The organism is Bacillus sp. FSL R5-0422 (assembly GCF_038610765.1).
GTDB lineage: Bacteria > Bacillota > Bacilli > Bacillales > Bacillaceae > Bacillus > Bacillus pumilus_O.
On the sequence record NZ_CP152014.1, the window covers coordinates 1616664 to 1636830 of the forward strand.

At 39.5% G+C, this 20167-nt stretch carries 15 protein-coding genes; 13 read left to right on the forward strand and 2 right to left on the reverse strand.

All coding sequences use genetic code 11. The features are described from left to right. Nucleotides 1-112 precede the first annotated feature (112 nt). From MKX52_RS08095 to mutL, 10 genes are all read left to right on the forward strand, one after another. A complete protein-coding gene (locus MKX52_RS08095) occupies nt 113-3157 on the forward strand; it encodes an efflux RND transporter permease subunit (protein ID WP_342491766.1) in 3045 nt (1014 codons plus the stop codon). 181 nt (nt 3158-3338) lie between these two features. Next, complete coding sequence (locus MKX52_RS08100; RefSeq protein WP_088001373.1) at nt 3339-4208, forward strand: alpha/beta hydrolase; 870 nt, start codon at nt 3339-3341, stop codon at nt 4206-4208. A gap of 199 nt (nt 4209-4407) precedes the next feature. Further along, nucleotides 4408-5472, forward strand: a complete 1065-nt coding sequence (gene tdh, locus MKX52_RS08105) for an L-threonine 3-dehydrogenase (RefSeq protein ID WP_342491767.1) — start codon at nt 4408-4410, stop codon at nt 5470-5472. Continuing rightward, entirely contained in the window at nt 5472-6650 is a 1179-nt protein-coding gene (locus MKX52_RS08110) for a glycine C-acetyltransferase (RefSeq protein WP_216886812.1), read from the forward strand. The genes tdh and MKX52_RS08110 overlap by 1 nt, the downstream gene beginning before the upstream one ends. A 110-nt stretch (nt 6651-6760) precedes the next feature. Next, a complete protein-coding gene (locus MKX52_RS08115) occupies nt 6761-7867 on the forward strand; it encodes a DUF3578 domain-containing protein (protein ID WP_342491768.1) in 1107 nt (368 codons plus the stop codon). 90 nt (nt 7868-7957) lie between these two features. Then, nucleotides 7958-9484, forward strand: coding sequence for a tRNA (N6-isopentenyl adenosine(37)-C2)-methylthiotransferase MiaB (miaB, locus tag MKX52_RS08120; RefSeq protein WP_012010025.1), 1527 nt, complete (start codon nt 7958-7960; stop codon nt 9482-9484). 1 nt (nt 9485) lies between these two features. Beyond that, entirely contained in the window at nt 9486-9920 is a 435-nt protein-coding gene (locus tag MKX52_RS08125; RefSeq protein ID WP_003211238.1) for a RicAFT regulatory complex protein RicA family protein, read from the forward strand. 451 nt (nt 9921-10371) lie between these two features. Further along, on the forward strand, nt 10372-10917 hold the full coding sequence (gene cotE / locus MKX52_RS08130) for an outer spore coat protein CotE (RefSeq protein ID WP_003212450.1): 546 nt from the start codon (nt 10372-10374) through the stop codon (nt 10915-10917). Between the two features lie 124 nt (nt 10918-11041). Further along, complete coding sequence (gene mutS, locus MKX52_RS08135; protein WP_342491769.1) at nt 11042-13618, forward strand: DNA mismatch repair protein MutS; 2577 nt, start codon at nt 11042-11044, stop codon at nt 13616-13618. Nucleotides 13619-13638: 20 nt separating this feature from the next. After that, on the forward strand, nt 13639-15540 hold the full coding sequence (mutL, locus tag MKX52_RS08140) for a DNA mismatch repair endonuclease MutL (protein WP_342491770.1): 1902 nt from the start codon (nt 13639-13641) through the stop codon (nt 15538-15540). A gap of 75 nt (nt 15541-15615) precedes the next feature. Here the strand turns inward: mutL and bslA are convergent, their stop codons facing one another. Together bslA and MKX52_RS08150 are read right to left on the reverse strand one after the other, a co-directional pair. Beyond that, nucleotides 15616-16149: a biofilm surface layer hydrophobin BslA gene (gene bslA / locus MKX52_RS08145; RefSeq protein WP_003211006.1), complete on the reverse strand. Its 534-nt coding sequence runs from the start codon at nt 16147-16149 to the stop codon at nt 15616-15618. Nucleotides 16150-16274: 125 nt separating this feature from the next. Further along, entirely contained in the window at nt 16275-16673 is a 399-nt protein-coding gene (locus MKX52_RS08150; RefSeq protein ID WP_342491771.1) for a hypothetical protein, read from the reverse strand. A gap of 568 nt (nt 16674-17241) precedes the next feature. Between MKX52_RS08150 and MKX52_RS08155 the strand changes: the two genes are divergently transcribed. The 3 genes from MKX52_RS08155 (at nt 17242) to MKX52_RS08165 (ending at nt 20092) form a co-directional block, all read left to right on the forward strand. After that, the gene (locus MKX52_RS08155) at nt 17242-17715 is read left to right on the forward strand and encodes a CarD family transcriptional regulator (protein WP_034662177.1); all 474 of its coding nucleotides are present in this window, start codon (nt 17242-17244) and stop codon (nt 17713-17715) included. 313 nt (nt 17716-18028) lie between these two features. After that, entirely contained in the window at nt 18029-18778 is a 750-nt protein-coding gene (locus tag MKX52_RS08160) for a poly-gamma-glutamate hydrolase family protein (protein WP_342491772.1), read from the forward strand. A gap of 165 nt (nt 18779-18943) precedes the next feature. Further along, complete coding sequence (locus MKX52_RS08165; protein ID WP_119124866.1) at nt 18944-20092, forward strand: Rap family tetratricopeptide repeat protein; 1149 nt, start codon at nt 18944-18946, stop codon at nt 20090-20092. Nucleotides 20093-20167: the final 75 nt, after the last annotated feature.

Sequence of the window (20167 nt, forward strand, 5' to 3'; positions counted from 1 at the left end):
CATGAAATAGATAAAAATTACATATTAGAGCTTGCATTTTTTCACCATGATGATAAATTAAGATTAAGTTGAAAATACTTCATCAAAAATAAATATTTAAGTAGGTGAAATAATGATTGAAGCTTTTTTAAAAAGAGGAAAGCTCGTTTTTATTTTATTTTTTATTGTTCTCATTGCTGGCGGCTATTTATTTACGCAGCTTCCTAAGCGAGAACTACCAGAATTCCAAGCGAATATCGTTACGATTTCCACCGTGTTTCCTGGTGCGGATGCAAAACAGGTGGAAAGTGAAGTAACCAATAAGCTCGAATCAGCCATATCTGATATCAATGGTGTAGAGAAAACGAGCTCTGTTTCTGCCATTGGTTTTTCGAATATTGTGCTTGAAATTGATGATCAAGCCGACTTTCAAAAGGTGGCAAGTCAAATTAAGAACGAAACCACAAGTACTGCATCGTCCTTTCCTGACGGAGTGATGGAGCCAGATGTAAAGGATGAGTTTGGCAACGTACCGGTTGGTTCTTATATGGTTGTGGCAAGTCAATCAGCAGACTTAGCAAAAAGTCAGGAATCGCTTCGTGCGTTGAAGGAAAAGGTGGAGGACATCAAAGGAGTAGACAGTGTCGTCATCAAAGGGTTCAATGACAAACAAGCGGTATTAAACTTAGATTCAAGCAAACTGGAGGATGAAGGGTTAAATGTTACGGATGTCACAAATGCCATCAATCAGGAGTTTGACACATCTCCACTAGGTGACATTCGGACAGGCGGCGAGAAGGTCAAGCTGTCCATCGATACCTACGACCGTTTGGATCAAGTGAAAAAGCTTGAGCTTTTTTCCAAAACGAACCGTGAACCGGTCACAATTAGTCAGCTTGGCAGCTTAAAAGAAGTAGAAAAAGAGAAAAGTGACATTGTGTCGTATAACGGAAAGCCTGCCTATTCATTTACAGTCAATATCAAACCAGGACTTGATATCCCGAAAATGTATGACAAAGTCAGTGATGTTATTGAAAATGAGAAAAAGCTTCCAAAAGGTGTCGAGTGGGTAAACTACTATTCACAAAAAAGTGACGTTGATGCCATTTTTAATGATTTGATAAAAGAAGCCATTATTGCGGTCATCGCAGTTATTGTTGTCACCACACTTGGTCTTACTATTGGCGGTGCGTTTATCGTTTCACTTGCCATCCCATTATCAATCACCATCGGAACGATTCCGCTACCATTTTTACAAGTGGACCTCAATCAGATTTCAATTATCGGCTTTATCATTGCCCTAGGAATACTTGTCGATGATGCCATTGTCGTCAACGATAATATTTTAAGGCAGATGAAAAAATATGAAAGCCCGCTGAAGGGAACGATTGCAGGGGTCAAAGAAGTGGCAGGGTCAATTTTGACCTCAACACTTGCGGTTGTGTTTGCTTTCTTGCCACTTGTTTTCCTTTCAGGTGCAAACGGTTCATTTATACGAGCATTACCGTCTGTTCTCGTAACAACTGTACTTGCGTCTATGGTCATTTCTCTGACACTAGTGCCAGTCTATCAATATACCGTGAACCGAAAAAGACAGAATAAGAAAATTCAAAAGGAGCCAGGATTCCTAGGCAAACCATTAAAAAAATTAGCTGATTTTTATGCAGACCGCGTGCTGACGAACATTGTGAAGCGTCCGCTGCTTATTGGCTTAAGTGGTTTGCTTGTTTCAACGCTAGCCTTTTTACTAATTTTCGTCACACCATTTGAATTTTTCCCTGCAGCGAATAAGAAAGAAGTGGTAGTCACTGTCACACTTCCGAGTGAAACAACATTAGACAAAACAAATGAAACATTAGAGAAAATAGAACAAGAAGTGAAAAAGCAGAAAGGTATTGAAGAGACGGCGATCTTTGCAGGGGGTGGTGTACCGAACCTGTTCAATGAAAGTATCTCAAATGCAAGTGATCATACTGGTCAGGTTGTCGTGAGAGTAGACAATGATCAGATGACGAGTAAACAATTAATCGATCGTATGACAGAGCCATTGCGTAAGAAATTTAAAGATGCTGATATCTTTATGAAAACCATTGTTCAAGGTCCACCAACTGGTGCGCCTGTAACAGTAACCATTGCTGGTGACTCTTTCGCAAAGCTCATTGATGCCAAAGAAACACTCACAAGTGAAATGAAAGAAAAAGGAGCGAGCTTGATCACTGACGATGTCAATCAGCCGGTAAAAACGATCTCCTTTGAACTAAACCGTGACCGAATGGCTGAGGATGGCCTCAGCGCTCAGTTTGTTAGCAGACAGCTCGGTCTTGTGACAGAAGGCATGCCATTAGGCAGCTTTAAACAAGGAACAAATGATAACGACTTAGTTGTCAAACAGGATGTAGGTACACATCAAAATGGATTAAAGCTAGACAAAATAAAAGTGCCTGTGAATTCAACTGAAGGCGGTATGCCTTCACTCGAGCCGCTTAGCCGATATGTAAAAGAAAGAGAAACAGAGCAGTACGAAAGCATTCCTCATGAAAATGGAATTCCGACTATTACGTTGAAGGCGTATCCTGGAACGTCAGACTCGTTTAAAGACGACATGAAAGAAGTTGTCGATCAAGTAGGACAAACGAATGCAGCGAAGGATTTAGCCATTTCTCAAGGCGGAGAAAATGAAGATCAATCCCAGTTCTTTATTGAAATTAGTCTCTTATTTGGGGTTGTCTTGCTGCTCATTTATGTGACCATCGCTTTCCAGTTCAATTCATTGATGCTCCCACTATTAGTTCTAGGGACGGTTTACTTAGCGATATCTGGAGCTGTGATAGGACTATTTGTTACACAAACGCCGTTCAGCTTTATGGCAACAATGGGAATTGTCTCATTAGCTGGTATCGTTGTTCGAAACGCAGTTGTCTTGTTCGAATTTATTGAGCAGCGGCGTAAGCAAGGATTCGATCAACAGACTGCTGTCATTGAAGCGGGAAGAGCAAGGATCAGGCCAATTTTACTTACAGCATTTACGGCCCTCGTCGCCCTTATGCCTGTAGCATTAAGCAATGATCCGCTGTTTAAGCCGCTGGCTATCTGCATTGTATCGGGTGTCTTTTTCTCAACCATTTTGACACTATTAATCGTGCCAGCCTTATATATTGCCGTTTCAAAAAGACGGTAAATCAAAAAGCAAATCTTCTTTTCTACGGGGATTTGCTTTTTTATGTGAAGTAACTTTGTTATGATAGGAATAAAAGCCTAAATTTGAGCTCGTTTCAATCATTAAGCCTAGAACGACGTTTAAACGATTGATCATTTAACTGATAACACTTTACTTCTATAGGGAAGGGGCTTTTTGGGAAATGCGGAGCATTTATAAAAGTGAAGGGAAAAAACTGATTACTCAACATTACAATGATTATCTAAAGTCTTTTGATTTTGATGTTGAGCAGATTTATGTGGATACAAGTTATGGAAAAACGCATGTGCTTATAGCAGGACCACCGGAAGGGAAACCTATTTTTATATTTCAGGGTGGTAATTGTATAAACCCGATGACTTTATCATGGTTTTTACCACTTGTAGAAAAATACAGAATATATGCTCCAGATACAATTGGCCATCCAGGATATAGCAGTGAAAATAGAATGTCAGCGAAGGACAATAGTTTTGCTGAGTGGATCAAAGAACTAATGGATTACTTTAGTATCGATCGAAGTGCATTTGTTGGACCGTCTTACGGGGCAGGTATTATTTTGAGGTTAGCTGCCTTTATGCCGGACAAAATTGACTGTTCTGTTTTGGTCTCACCTGCAGGCATAAGTTTAGGATCTAAGTTTAAAATGATTCAACATATTTTACTTCCTTTAGTCTTGTTTAAAGCCACTTCTTCACAAAAATATCTCAATAAAATTACTGATACAATGTCAGATAATAGCATGAGGGAAATGGATAAAAAATTGATTGGTGATATTTTTAAATATATTAGACTTGAACAAGAAATGCCCAAGTTAACAACGAAAGAAGAATTAACATCCTACCGTTCTCCCACTTTCATCATAGCAGGAAAAAAGGATATCTTTTTTCCCGAAAGTACATTAATGAAAGTAGCTAGTGACATCATTCCGAATTTGATTGCATTTAAGGCGTACGATATGGGCCATTTCCCATCTAAAGAACATCTATTACACATGAACAATGATATTGTAGAGTTTTTAAAGAAGTACTACTAAATCTTATATTTATTGACCTTTCATGTCACTTGGGAACTTCAAATCAATATGAGGTTCCCTTTTATTTTTTTAGAAAATATTCAAAAAAACTTGTGCAGTGATCATTTGTCTTCCCTCAATAGACAGTGCTATTTACGGTTAAAATAAGACGTGGTAAAATCTCATTGGGAGAAGTTTTTTAACAAAGGGGTTGTACGTCATGTGTGGAACGATGAAAGCAATTGTTAAAAAAGAAAGCGCTTACGGAGCGGTGCTGATGGAGATGCCGATTCCAGAAATCAATGATCATGAAGTATTGATACAGGTAAAAGCCACATCGATATGCGGAACAGACGTGCATATTTATCATTGGGATGATTGGGCAAAGGGGAGAGTGAAAGCGCCCTACATTTTTGGACATGAATTTACAGGGGAAGTTGTCAAGACGGGGAAGCAAGTCTCACGTGCAAAAGTAGGGGATTTTGTATCGGCAGAGACTCATGTTGTATGTAATCAGTGCTCTATGTGTTTAACTGGGCAACAGCACTTGTGCAATGAAACGAAAATTTTAGGGGTAGACATTGACGGGTGTTTTGCTGAATATGTCAAAGTACCTGAACAAAATGTGTGGCACAATCCAGCTCAAATGCCAGTAGAGCTTGCGTCTATTCAAGAGCCGCTCGGAAATGCGGTTCATACAGTGCTTCACACACCTGTTTCAGGTAAGTCAGTGGCGATTTTTGGCTGCGGACCAATCGGTTTAATGGCGATCGCCGTCGCGAAAGCTTCCGGTGCTGTCCAAGTGTTTGCTGTCGATCAAAACGAATACAGGCTGGATCTTGCCAGGAAAATGGGAGCAGACCATATCGTGGATATTGGAAAAGGTAATCCTGTTGAGGTGATTAAGCAGTTCACGCGGATGGAAGGCGCAGATGTGATATGCGAAATGTCAGGACATCCAGTTGCCATTAATCAAGCTCTCGAGTCATGTGCAAATGGAGGGAAAGTGAATATCCTCAGTTTGCCGGAACGACCAGTGACAATTGACATTACGAATCAAATTGTTTTTAGGGGATTAACCGTGCAAGGGATCACGGGGAGAAAAATGTTTGAGACGTGGCGTCAAGTATCTGAGTTATTAAGAACGAATACCATCGATGTTCAGCCAGTTGTCACCCATACACTGCCATTTGAACAGTTCGAAAAGGGATTTGAACTCATGAGAAATGGTACGTGCGGAAAAGTTGTACTGATGATGCCATCAAATCAAAGGGGGAAGAAATGATGAAAGAATTCACGTATTTACAAGATGAACTGGAAACAATGAAGCAGCAAGGCACCCACCAAACATTGAAAGAGATTGACTCAAAACAATCATCCACAGTGACATTAAATGAACAATCTGTCATACAGCTCTCCTCAAATAACTACTTAGGCCTCACCTCGCATCCAAGGCTGATGAAAGCGGCAAAAGAGGCAATTGATGAATTCGGTGCTGGTACAGGATCTGTACGAACGATCGCTGGCACAATGACGATGCACGAACGCCTTGAAAAAAAGCTCGCTGCATTTAAAAAGACTGAGGCAGCCCTTGTGTTTCAATCAGGCTTTACGACCAATCAAGGGGTTTTATCTAGTATTCTGACAAAAGATGATATTGTGATTTCAGATGAACTGAATCATGCCTCAATCATCGACGGCATTCGGTTAACAAAAGCAGATAAAAAAGTATATGGTCATGCCAATATGGAAGAGCTTGAGAAAATTTTAAAGAAATCTATGAATTACCGCGTTCGTCTCATCGTCACAGACGGTGTGTTCTCAATGGATGGAGATATTGCGCCACTTCCTGAGATTGTCAGGCTTGCAGAAGCATATGATGCATTTGTGATGGTAGACGATGCACATGCCTCGGGTGTGCTTGGTGAAAATGGCCGCGGGACAGTCAACCATTTTAAACTCGACGGCAGAGTGCATATTCAGGTTGGAACACTTAGTAAGGCTGTCGGAGTGCTCGGCGGCTATGTAGCGGGATCAGCCGTTTTAATTGACTATTTAAAACATAAAGCAAGACCGTTTTTATTCAGTACCTCACATCCGCCAGCTGTGACTAGAGCGTGTGAAGAAGCGATTGAAGTGCTTTTAGATGAACCAGAGCGCATTGAAACTCTTTGGGAGAACGCGGCCTATTTTAAAGAAAAAGTCATCGGCCTTGGATTTGAGGTGGCACCAACAGAAACACCTATTATTCCAATGATGATTGGAGACGAGGCACTTACTTTCCGTTTTTCAAAATCGTTAATCGAGCGCGGCGTTTTCGCTCAAGGCATCGCTTTCCCAACTGTAGCAAAAGGAAAAGCGAGAATTAGAGCCATCATCACAGCAGAGCACACAAAAGAAGAGCTTAACCGTGCACTGACGATCATCGAAGAAGAAGCGAAAAAACTAAACATACTTGATTGAGAGAGCGCAGGCTCTCTTTTTTTACACTATTCTTTCCATATTTCATCAAATCTACCGTTTGTTATGTATAATGTATGTAAAAAGATCTATTGAGGTAAGTGGTGAGACAAATGTTATTTAATAAAGAAGATTTTTATGAGCATTTTATAGATTATAAGAATAAAGGCATAACAGATAAGAATCACCCTTTTCACAACATGTTTAATAAAGAAATCCCGAACAACATTCGATATGAATTAGAAAAACGTCAAATGAGGAATTTGGATAGGATCGATATTAAAGCATCTACAGGAAATGGGAAAGTTGCAGAGTCTATTTGGATCGCATTTCTAGACAAACTTTTAACTATGAATCATAAAACAAATAGAACAACAACACAAAAAGGTTTATATATGGTCATTTTATTTGCTAATAACGGAAAGGACTTTTATTTAACAATTGGATTAGGTACTGAAAATTTATCAGTTGAAAAGATTAAAGTTGAAGCAGATATGTGGCGTGAGCGACTAAAACCTCAACTGAAGCATAGTCCTAATTTAAATGGGTTTGAAACAGGTGACTTTTATCTAGGAGAATCTGATAGACCAAAAAAGTATGCAGCAGGTTCATTGTTATTTAAAAGATATAAAATTGATACTTTCAATCACAAAGAACTCTTAAAAGATATATACACCTTGAATGACTTTTTTTATGATTTTATTTTCGAAGTATACTCGAATCCTTATATTGTGATGGACACAAAAGTTACAAAAAGTAAAAAAAGAAAAAGAATCATTCATCGAGATGTTTATAAACAATTAAGAGAAGAAAGAGCAAAGCAAAACGAAGAGACAGGTAGAATAGCAGAGCAATTTGTTTATCATAAGGAAGTTGAGCAATTAAAAGCAGTGGGTCGGGAACAATTAGCGGAAGCTGTCGATTGGGTGGCTGAGACGGAAGATGGTTATGGATTTGATATCAAATCTTATTACCCCGATGGAAAAGAGAAGCTCATAGAAGTAAAAGGATCTAAACTGACTCACCAAGACTTTCCATTCTTCTTATCTGAACAAGAAAGAATGGTAGCAGAAGAGGAAAAAGAATCATATGTGATTACTTTAGTTGAGAGTGTTGGTACAGAGCAGATGAAGATAGTCAAAGAAATACAAAACCCTTTAGGAAAAGACGATCTCCATTTGAAACCCACTCAATATTCATGCAAAATTCGTGTGGATTGAAAAGTCCGAGTACGTGTGAATTTATTTTCAATTCACGACAAAATAGTCTATACTGTAGGGTGGAGCTTGGTTTGAAAGGAGTACAAATTCATGAATGAAGAGCAGAGAAAAGCGAGCGGACAAGTAAGTTCATCGGACAAAAAATCCGAGAAGGACTACAGCCAGTATTTTGAAGCTGTGTACATTCCGCCTTCCTTAAAAGATGCAAAAAAACGGGGTAAAGAAGAAGTCGAATACAATCAATTTCAAATTGACGAGCGTTTTCAAGGATTAGGAAACGGGCGCAAGTTTTATATTCGCACATATGGCTGTCAAATGAATGAGCATGACACAGAAGTGATGGCTGGTATTTTTATGGCGCTTGGTTATGAACCGACAAACTCAACGGAAGATGCAAATGTTATCCTATTAAACACTTGTGCAATTCGTGAGAATGCGGAAAACAAAGTGTTCGGAGAGCTTGGTCATTTAAAAGCATTAAAGCGTGAAAAGCCAGATTTAATTTTAGGTGTCTGCGGATGTATGTCGCAAGAGGAATCTGTCGTCAACCGTATTTTGAAGAAACATCCATTTGTTGATTTGATTTTCGGTACACATAACATTCACCGCTTACCAGAGTTGTTATCTGAATGCTATCTTTCAAAAGAAATGGTCATTGAGGTTTGGTCAAAAGAAGGCGATGTCATTGAAAACCTTCCGAGAGCCCGCCAAGGAAAAATTAAGGGCTGGGTGAATATTATGTACGGCTGTGATAAATTCTGTACATACTGTATCGTCCCTTACACGCGCGGTAAAGAAAGAAGCCGCCGCCCTGACGAAATTATTCAAGAGGTCAGACGTTTAGCGGCAGAAGGATATAAGGAAATAACCCTTCTTGGTCAAAACGTGAATGCGTATGGAAAAGATTTTGAAGACATGGAATATGGTCTTGGACACTTGATGGATGAGCTGCGTAAAATCGATATTCCGCGTATCCGTTTTACAACAAGCCACCCGCGTGACTTTGATGATCACTTAATTGAAGTGCTAGCTAAGGGTGGGAACCTTCTCGATCATATTCATTTGCCAGTTCAATCCGGCAGTTCTTCCGTCTTGAAACTTATGGCGAGAAAATATGACCGTGAGCGTTACCTTGATCTTGTGCGCAAAATCAAAGAAGCCATGCCAAATGCTTCATTAACAACGGATATTATTGTTGGGTTCCCAAATGAGACAGATGAGCAGTTTGAGGAAACACTTTCCCTCTATCGCGAGGTTGAGTTTGATGCTGCTTATACGTTCATTTACTCTCCAAGAGAAGGAACACCGGCAGCGAAAATGCAAGACAACGTACCGATGCATGTGAAAAAAGAACGTCTACAGCGCCTGAATGCCCTCGTGAATGAAATTTCTGCGAAAAAAATGAAGGAATATGAAGGGCAGACTGTCGAAGTATTAGTAGAGGGTGAAAGTAAAAATAACCCTGAAATCCTAGCCGGATATACAAGTAAAAGCAAGCTTGTGAATTTTAAAGCACCAAAAGAAGCGATTGGCAACATCGTCAAAGTGAAAATCACACAAGCCAAAACTTGGTCTCTTGACGGAGAAATGGTTGGAGAAGCTATCGAGGTGAATTAAAATGACGCTTTATTCAAAAAAAGAGATTGTCGAGCGCGCAAGAGAGCTCGCTAAAATGATTTCTGAAACAGAAGAAGTTGATTTCTTCAAAAAAGCAGAAGCGCAAATCAATGAAAATACAAAAATTTCAACGATTATTAACCAAATTAAGGCGCTTCAAAAACAAGCGGTAAATTTAAAGCATTACGGCAAACATGAAGCCTTAAAGCAAGTGGAAGAAAAAATCGATGCCCTGCAAGAAGAACTGGATGAAATCCCAGTGATTCAAGAATTCAAAGAATCACAAGTGGAAGTCAATTCCCTATTACAGCTCGTAGCGCATACGATTTCTAATCAAGTAACAGATGAAATCATTCTTTCAACCGGCGGTGACCTCTTATTAGGAGAAACCGGTTCAAAAGTGAAAAATTCATCACCAAGTTGCTCCATTAAATGAGAAAACCCCGCAGATGCGGGGTTTTTTGTTATATAGAATATATGTAATTTGTATTTTGCTACTGCATCAACAACAAAATGTTGATGCAGTAGCCCTGTATTTCGTAGATACGTTATTAACTAAAAATTAATTGATTTTACAGATTAAAAGATTTGAATTGAAGCTCAATGCTTAATCCAAAAATGTTTATTATAATATTAAATTGTTTCATAAGATCTCCTCCTTATATAAAGAAGGGCTACTATCTTTATTACATCAAATGACACCATTACAGTCAACCCCAAAATCTCTCACTCTCCAACTTTTCCAATTTTCAAGGCAAGTTTATGGGCGACCATGCATACACTGAAACAGAAATGAATTTAATTTGATCATGAAGTTCAAAATCGTGACACACTAGACGAATGCCCAGCATAAGATAAAACGATCAAGAACAAGGAGGCATGCCGGAATGTCTGAATACAGAGAGATTATTACAAAAGCGGTGGTTGCAAAAGGGAGGAAATTCACCCAAAGCACACACACCATTTCTCCATCGCAAAAACCAACCAGCATCCTAGGTGGTTGGATCATTAATCATAAGTATGATGCTGAAAAGGTCGGTAAAACTGTTGAGATTGAAGGAACCTTCGATATTAACGTATGGTATTCTTACGCCGATAACACAAAAACAGAAGTTGTGACTGAACGGGTGAAATATGTAGACATCATCAAACTGAGATATAAAGACAAAAATTTCCTTGATGATGAGCATGAAGTGATTGCAAAAGTGCTCCAGCAGCCGAATTGCTTAGAAGTGACCATTTCTCCAAACGGCAATAAAATTATCGTTCAAGCAGAGCGGGAATTCATTGCTGAAGTGGTAGGAGAAACAAAAATTGTTGTAGAGGTCAATTCAAGTTGGAAAGAAAAAGATGATCACGAGTGGGAAGAAGAGGTGGATGAGGAGTTAGAGGATATTCATCCAGAATTCCTAGCGGGTGATCCAGAAGAGTAATTCATGACTAGGGCGCATATCCCCCTAGTTTTTTTGTGTTCGATCTAGGAGAAAAAAGGGGATTTTTTATGCTATAATAAAAGATGGTATGAATTCGAATGTAATATAGTGAGGGATTAGAAATATGGCAAGTTATACGCCCATGATACAGCAATATTTAAACATCAAGGCAGAGTATCAAGATGCCTTTTTATTTTTTCGCTTAGGCGATTTTTATGAAATGTTTTTTGATGACGCAAAAGAAGCGTCACAAGAATTAGAAATTACGCTAACAAGTAGAGATGGGGGGACCATACCAATGTGTGGTGTTCCTTATCATTCTGCTTCTGCATACATAGAACAATTGATTTCAAAAGGCTATAAGGTCGCGATTTGTGAGCAGGTGGAAGATCCTAAAACGGCAAAAGGTGTAGTCAAAAGAGAAGTCGTTCAACTCATTACACCAGGTACGGTAATGGATGGTAAAGGCTTAAGTGAAAATGAAAACAACTTCATTGCCTCTGTGACAAAGTTTGAAAATGGATATGGACTTGCACTTTCCGATTTATCGACTGGTGAAAACATGGCGGCTTTCATCGATCGATTAGATGAAGTCGTGTCTGAAATTTATTCTGTCGGTGCAAAAGAAATTGTGGTGTCAAAGCAGCTGGATGAGGAAACAGTCAAGACCTTAAAGGAACGGTGCCAAGCGACCATTTCATACGAAGATAGTGATGAATTAATCGATGAAGCTGAGCGACTCGTGTCCCGCCTGAGCGAGCAACTAAGATCGACCTTTTTGACATTATATGCTTATTTAAGAAGAACGCAAAAAAGAAGTCTTGATCACCTTCAGCAAGTGCAAGTGTTTGAGCTCGAACAAACAATGAAAATTGATCTTTACTCAAAACGAAATCTTGAATTAACAGAGACAATCCGCTCAAAAAGTAAGAAAGGCTCTTTGTTATGGCTGTTAGATGAAACAAAAACAGCGATGGGCGGAAGGCTGCTCAAACAATGGATCGATCGGCCGTTAATTCGTCTTTCGCACATTAAAGAACGTCAGGAAATGGTGCAAATTTTAATGGATCATTTCTTTGAACGAGAGGATTTGCGGGAACGGTTGAAGCAAGTATATGATCTCGAACGTTTAGCAGGACGCGTAGCTTTTGGCAACGTAAATGCCCGTGATCTTATTCAGTTAAAGGAATCCTTAAAGCAAGTGCCAGCCATCAAAGAGCTTGTGCACTCACTGCCAGAGGAAATGGCGAAATCAAGAGCGAATGAAATTGATCTTTGTGATGATTTACTGAATTTATTAGAAGATGCGCTATATGAAAATCCACCAATGACGTTAAAAGAAGGCAATTTAATTAAAGACGGCTACAATGCAAAATTAGATGAATACCGTGATGCTAGCCGAAATGGGAAGGACTGGATTGCACGTCTTGAACAGCAGGAAAGAGAATATACAGGCATTCGCTCTTTAAAAGTCGGGTTTAATAAAGTATTTGGTTATTATATTGAAGTGACACGAGCGAATACGCATTTGCTGGAGGAAGGGCGTTATGAAAGAAAACAAACGCTCGCCAATGCAGAGCGGTATATTACACCTGAATTGAAAGAAAAAGAAGCGCTGATTCTTGAGGCAGAATCAAATATTAGCGAACTGGAATATGAACTATTTGCAGCTCTCAGAGAACAAGTGAAAGTGTATATTCCGAGATTACAGCTGCTCGCAAAACAAATGAGTGAGCTGGACGCTCTCCAATGCTTTGCGACTGTCAGTGAAAAACGCCGTTATATTCGTCCAGAATTCTCAGAGGATGAGGTAGATGTCATAGATGGTCGTCATCCAGTCGTTGAAAAAGTGATGGATCACCAGGAGTATGTACCGAATGACTGTCATATGGGAAATGGCCGGCAAACCTTGCTCATTACTGGACCGAATATGTCAGGGAAAAGTACGTATATGAGACAAATGGCACTTATCTCTATTCTTGCACAAATTGGTTGCTTTGTGCCGGCATCTAAAGCAACTCTTCCGATCTTTGATCAAATCTTTACACGTATAGGTGCGGCAGATGATTTGATTTCTGGTCAAAGTACTTTTATGGTAGAGATGCTTGAAGCAAAAAATGCGATGGTGCATGCAACGAAAAACAGCTTGATCTTATTTGATGAAATTGGACGCGGGACAAGCACCTATGATGGCATGGCTCTTGCGCAGGCGATCATTGAATTTGTACACGATCATATTGGCGCCAAAACGCTATTTTCTACACATTACCATGAGCTCACCGTTCTTGAGTCTCAATTAAGCGAGCTGAAAAATGTTCATGTACGAGCTGAAGAGCATGAAGGCACGGTCGTTTTCTTACATCAAATCAAAGAGGGGGCAGCTGATAAAAGCTATGGTATTCATGTAGCACAGCTTGCTGAATTGCCTGATGCGATCATCGATAGGGCCCAGACCATTTTGACGGAGCTTGAGAGCGGATCACATGAAGTGACCCCGCACGTATCAGCAGCTCCAAAAACAGAAAAGGCCGAGGAAAAACAGCAACTTTCTTTCTTTGAAGTAGAAGAAAAACCGCAAACCAAACCAGTTCTAAAACAGAAAGATCAAGCGGTGATCGAGGAGTTAAAGTCATTCAATTTAATGGATATGACCCCGCTCGAAGCGATGACTAAGCTATATGAATTGCAAAAGAAATTATAATGTAAGGTGAGGTGAGCAACATGGCAAAGATTATTCAGTTATCCGATGACCTATCCAATAAAATTGCTGCGGGTGAAGTAGTCGAGCGTCCCGCTTCCGTTGTAAAAGAGCTTATGGAAAATGCAATTGATGCAAGTAGTACAGTGGTTGAAATCGATGTAGAAGAAGCAGGTCTTTCCTCTATTAGAATGATTGATAATGGTGTTGGAATCGATGCCGAAGATTGTAAGCTCGCCTTTCAGCGCCATGCAACGAGTAAAATCAAAGATGAAAATGATCTGTTCCGTGTCAGAACGCTTGGATTCAGGGGAGAGGCGCTGCCAAGTATCGCATCTGTCTCTCATTTGGAAATGAAAACAAGTACTGGTGAAGGAGCTGGAACGCACCTTGTGCTACAAGGTGGAAAGATCATTTCAGAGAAAAAAACCTCTGGCCGCCGCGGTACCGAAATTGTCGTTACCAACTTATTTTACAATACGCCTGCCAGACTAAAATACATGAAAACTGTTCATACGGAACTTGGCAATATATCAGATGTCGTCAATCGAATTGCACTGGCTCACCCAGAAGTATCGATTCGCTTACGTCACCAAGGAAAAGTCCTGCTACAGACGAATGGAAACGGGGATGTGCGGCATGTGCTTGCGGCTATTTATGGGACAGCAGTTGCGAAAAAAATGGTGCCACTTCATGTGCAATCACTTGATTTTGAAGTGAAAGGATATATCTCCCTGCCAGAAGTGACAAGGGCATCACGGAATTATATGTCTTCTGTAGTAAATGGCAGATATGTGAAGCATTTCCCGCTCGTAAAAGCGGTCCATGAAGGGTATCACACGCTTCTGCCGATTGGTCGCCATCCGATTACATTTATTGAAATGAAGATGGACCCCATTTTAGTGGATGTGAACGTTCATCCTTCTAAGCTTGAAGTGAGACTTAGTAAAGAGCAGGAACTTCATGAGCTAATCAAACAAGGAATAAAAGACGTATTTCAAAAACAGCAACTCATTCCAAGTGCTTCTGTACCAAAAAAAGCACCAATGCCAGCGATCAAAAATGAGCAGCAATCCTTAACCTTTGATGCGAAAAAAGGAAACACAAAGGAGATGGAAACACCGCTATCCTATGAGCCGGAGCCTCTCGAATCGGTTGTATACGAGACGAATCAAATGAGCACATACGAGACGTCTGTGCAGGAAATGACAGGAGCGTCATCACCCGTATTTAGGGAAGATGCGCCATCTGAGCGTGTTCATAAAGAGGAATCCGCCGCTTCTCTCGAATATGAAGAGTCAGTACTGAGAGAAGATGATGCAGAAGCCATTTCAGAAAACGAACGTGTTCCCGTCATGTATCCCATCGGACAAATGCATGGCACATATATTTTGGCTCAAAATGAACGAGGGCTTTATATTATTGATCAGCATGCGGCTCAGGAGCGAATCAAGTATGAGTATTATCGCGAGAAAGTAGGAGAGATCGAACAGGAAGTGCAAGAAATGCTCGTCCCATTAACATTTCACTACTCCAAAAACGATATGCTGATTATTGAAGAGCATAAAGAAATACTAACGAAAGTGGGTGTCTTCTTAGAGCCTTTTGGTTCAGGAAGCTACATTGTTCGGTCGCATCCACAGTGGTTTCCAAAAGGGGAAGAGGCTGAACTGATCGAAGAAATTATAGAGCAAGTGCTGGTTGAGAAGCGTGTAGATATCAAAAAATTAAGAGAAGAAGCGGCGATTATGATGAGCTGCAAAGGCTCTATCAAAGCAAATCGTCATTTGCGAAATGATGAAATCAAAGCCCTATTAGATGAACTCAGGCAGACAAAGGACCCCTTTACTTGTCCGCACGGCCGGCCGATCATCATTCATCACTCAACATATGAAATGGAGAAAATGTTTAAACGGGTGATGTGATCAAATAAAAAAGACAAAGGGCTAAAAAAGCCCTTTGTTACAGTCTGAAGCGCTCATATTTGAGTGCTTTTTTATTTAGCATCCACATGGATCTGGTGGTGTGACCACAACTGGTCGTGTTTGAATATCGAGGGTGTCCTCTGCATAAAATTTAGAACCAATGCTAAGCGCACGGTTTTCTGCACGGAACGTATATGTACCAGCAGCAGGAAGTACTTTGTGTGAAAGTTGTAATTTAAATTGTGAAATTCCTAATAAATCGAGTCTAGCTGGAATGCGGACCGTTTTTCCACTGTTCAAAATGTAGCTGTCTTTTAGTGCTTTTCCATTGAAGATGTCTTTTGTTGTCGCTTGAAAGCCTGCAGGTAATGTGAACTCAATGGCACCGAGACTTAATACAGAATTTGGGCGGTATGTCAGCTCAATGTCAGAAAAAGACCATTCCTGCTTACTTGTACCTGTAATTTTCGCATAAAGTTCAGCTGGTCTGGCATTTGTTGATGCCTTGCCCTCCTGTGTGGCTCCTTCAGCAGATGCGGCAATCGGTACCGATAGTGCCATAACCAGTGTGAGCATCCCCATCATGATCATTGTCCATGTTTTTTTCATTTCCTCATTCCCCCTTGTTGATTATAGGTAAATAATAGATGATTAAATCCATTATTTACCTATAATGTTACCATATCCCTACATGGTATTAAATGGGATATTATACCCTTATTTTGTCAATTTGTTTAATGATAACGGGGGAAGTGTGCATTTGGTTGGTTCATTCCATAACCAAAGCCTGGCATTTGCTGATTCGGCATCATCATATGCATATCTTGATATCCATAAGGATGGTATGGCATCATTCCATATCCCCCATAGTGACCATGATGATGGTGATCCTTCATTGGAACATGTGAAAAGGGATCCTGCTGATTTGGAAAAGGCATATAGGCTGAATGATGATGCGGATAGTGGCCACTGTACTTATCTTTTTTACCAGTATGATAATGGTTTGGCATATTCATATGATCATGCATGTTTGGCGCGACGACATGCTCATGATTGGCTGTATACACATTCTCAAACGTATGGTACGGATTTCCTTCGTGATGATAATTCATTGGACTATTCATATTGTTCATTTGATATCTCATCCTTTATGTCAGGTTGCCATATCCTATGAGCATGATCCATTTCATGAGCCTATCCATATGAAAAAAACCGGCTTTTCAGCCGGGAAAACAAAAAGCAGGTGAAAGCGTCAGATGCTAAAATGAGATGCTGTGTCTTCTTCTGCGACGCTTCTTACAGCTGCTGCAGACACTTTTAGGATAATAATAGGGATCGTAGCTTCTAGAAGTATCCCAGAAATCGCTCTCAAACCAATCATCTTTTTTATGACAATATTTCTTTTCTTTACATGAATCCACATGGTGATGATCGTCATGCTTTTTATAACAGTTTGAGTGGGAATGTTTGCACTTGCATTTGCACATTGTCATCCCTCCTAAATGTGACTCAATGCTAGTATATGCAAGAATGAGACAAGGGGACTGGATGGTGGCGCAACTTCTGTAAAAAAAGGCTTTTTCTGAAAATCACAAATAAAAAGAATTGACTAGTGCTAAAATAACATGATAAAATATAAATTTTTATCCAACGATGAAATGTGTTATAATCATATTGTGAATACTTTCGGAGGTGGCGGATTTGTTTCAAATAGGTGATAAAATTGTTTATCCTATGCATGGTGCCGGTGTGATTGAAGGAATGGAAGAAAAAGAGATTTTAGGTAAGACGGAGGAATATTTTCTGATTCAAATGCCGAATATGCAGATGATGATCCCAAGAGGCAGAATCAATCAACTAGGTATACGTCCGGTAGCAGATCAAGCAACGCTGAAAGTTGTGATGAACAATTTTGCAGAAGAAACAAACGACGACACGCTTACTTGGAAGCAAAGATATGATGAAAATCTGAAAAAGCTAAAAACAGGTGCGATCGAAGATGGTGCAGACGTTGTCAAAGATCTGATGAGACGAAATCAGAAGAAAGCATTAAATTCAAGTGAAAAGAAAATGCTTGAAGATGCGCGAGGCATGTTAGTGAGTGAAATTTCTCTTGCACAAGGGCTGTCACAAGATGAAGTCCTTTCAGCTTTAGAGAATGAACTAAGAGTTTAATGATGGATATACAATAATTAGCTGTAAGCATAAGGGCATCCCTTTTGTTTACAGCTTTTTTTTGTTTGAAATCAAAAAAATCTGTCCATTTTTGTAGGTGATTTTAACTAAAGCAAAAATGAGGTCATACGATGCAGTTTTTGTTCAAGCAGCGAATGATGCAAAGAAGTCAGAAATACCTAGAACAGCATAAAAAACAGGAAAGTATTCCTGATTCGTTTAAATGAACCGGACAACCTTTGAATTCTGTTAGCCATTGATAGTAAAATAATGCGATAAGATGACACCTAAGAGAATGAAAAGGAGCGGTGAAATGAAAAGGCTACTGATATGTGGATTCATCTTTCTGGTCCTGTGTGCTCTTTTAATGGTGAAATGCAGCCATTCTGTTCAAGAAAAAAAAGAGCAAAAGCAACATCAAGAAGAGGTAGAAAAGTATCAAAAGGAGCGAAAAAAAGGGGATCAATATGAAAGTTTTAAACAGCTTATACGGCATGAAAAAGAGGGCTATGAAATAGAATTTCATGAAAAGGGTGGAAGTGATTTACTCGTCTTTTCTCCTCATGGAGGGGAAATTGAACCAGGAACTAGTGAAATTGTAGAAGCATTTCAACAAAGATACTCGACGTATTTGTTTGAAGGAACGAAACAAGAGAATAATCGTGATTTGCATATTACAAGCACGAAGTTTGATGAACCGATATTGGTCCAAATGATTAAAACGTATCCATTCTCCATTTCCATCCACGGCTATAAAAGTGATAAAAGGCACACGCTAGTCGGCGGGACAAACGAAAAAATGCAAAGAGCCGTTGTACGAGAATTAAAGGATCGAGGGTTTTCAGCAGAAATGGTACAAGAAGGCGAGCGGCTTTCAGGAACAGATCCTAAAAATATTAATAATCGAAATGCAAGTGGTGAAAGCGTTCAGCTAGAAATTAGTACGGCACAAAGAGAGGCCTTTTTCGACAATTTTGATACGAGAAAAGGAAAGAAAAAAGCATTCAGACGTTATATCCGTGCTTTAAAAAAAGTATTAAGAGAATTTGACCCAACTTCGTAGAAAAATCGTTTTGATGGGCAAAAGTACTCTATTTAAACTTGGTAAAAAAGATAGAAATATGCAAAATGAACATAAATTATGTAATAACTTACAATTTGCCTTAAAAACATAAATTATGTAAAATAATAGTTATCAGTTTGATATGATAGAATGGGGCTGAAGTGGATGGCACATAAAATACCATCTTCCGAAGTAGGTGTAAAGATCAATCAATGGTACACGCATATTTGCAAATTTGAAGTCGAACAAGCAAACGATATGAAGCGCCTTGTTGAAGAAGAAATTCATGAGATGGAAGAGGATCAAGATTTGCTTCTATATTATTCTCTAATGGATTTTCGCCATCAACTGATGCTTCAGCATTTAACGCCCGTCCATGCAGGGAGTGAAACACTTCAAGCGGTGTCTTTCCCAAAAGAAATGGAAGATGGAGAAGATGAGATGACAGGCTTACTTGGCTATTACTTTCATTTTTTTCATGGAATGTATGCGTTTATTCAGCGCCGGTACATCGAGGCCATTTCCTATTACAAGCATGCGGAACATCAACTGATCTTAGTGACAGATGAGATTGAAAAAGCGGAATTTTACTATAAAATCGCTGAAGTATACTATCATATGAAACAAACTTATTTCTCCATGCATTATGCTAAAAAGGCGAGAGACATTTATAAGAAACATCAGCTTTATGGAAAAAGAAGCATTCAATGTGATTTTGTCATGGCAGGTAATTGGATTGATGTGAGTCAGCACCAAAAAGCGCTTCCTTACTTAGAAAAAGCGTTAAAGGTCTGTGAAGCGATGGAGCGGAAAGAGTGCACATCTTATTTTAAAGCGATGGCTCTTAATAACTTAGGAGCTTGTCATTATAGTATGGGAACGTACCATACGGCGACAGTCTTTTTTGAACAAGCCATTTCCCTTTATCAAAAAGATCAAGCATCCACGATGATCAAATCATTATTTTCACTTGCTCTTACTTGGTTTAAACTCGGAGATATCCAGCGGGCAGGCGAGGCTATACGTAAAGGAATGAACGAGGCTTGTTTATTGGATGATGAAATTTATCAGTTGAAATTCCAATTTTTACAGGCGCTTTATATAGAAAAAGACAGCTGTGAGCAATTAAGATCAGCATTATTTGGACTGCGGAGCAAAAAAATGTTTGCTGATTTAGAGGAATTAGCACTTGATGCGGCTAATTATTATAAAGAACGCGACATGTACAAGGAATCTTCCACTTTTTTTGAGATTGTGATCGAAGCGCGTACGCACATTCAAAAAGGAGATGAGATGTATGAGAACGAAGCATAACATGTCAGCTGATCAAGTAGATGAAAGACTTCACACGTAATAACAGACAAAAACAACACCCTTTACGAATCGCCG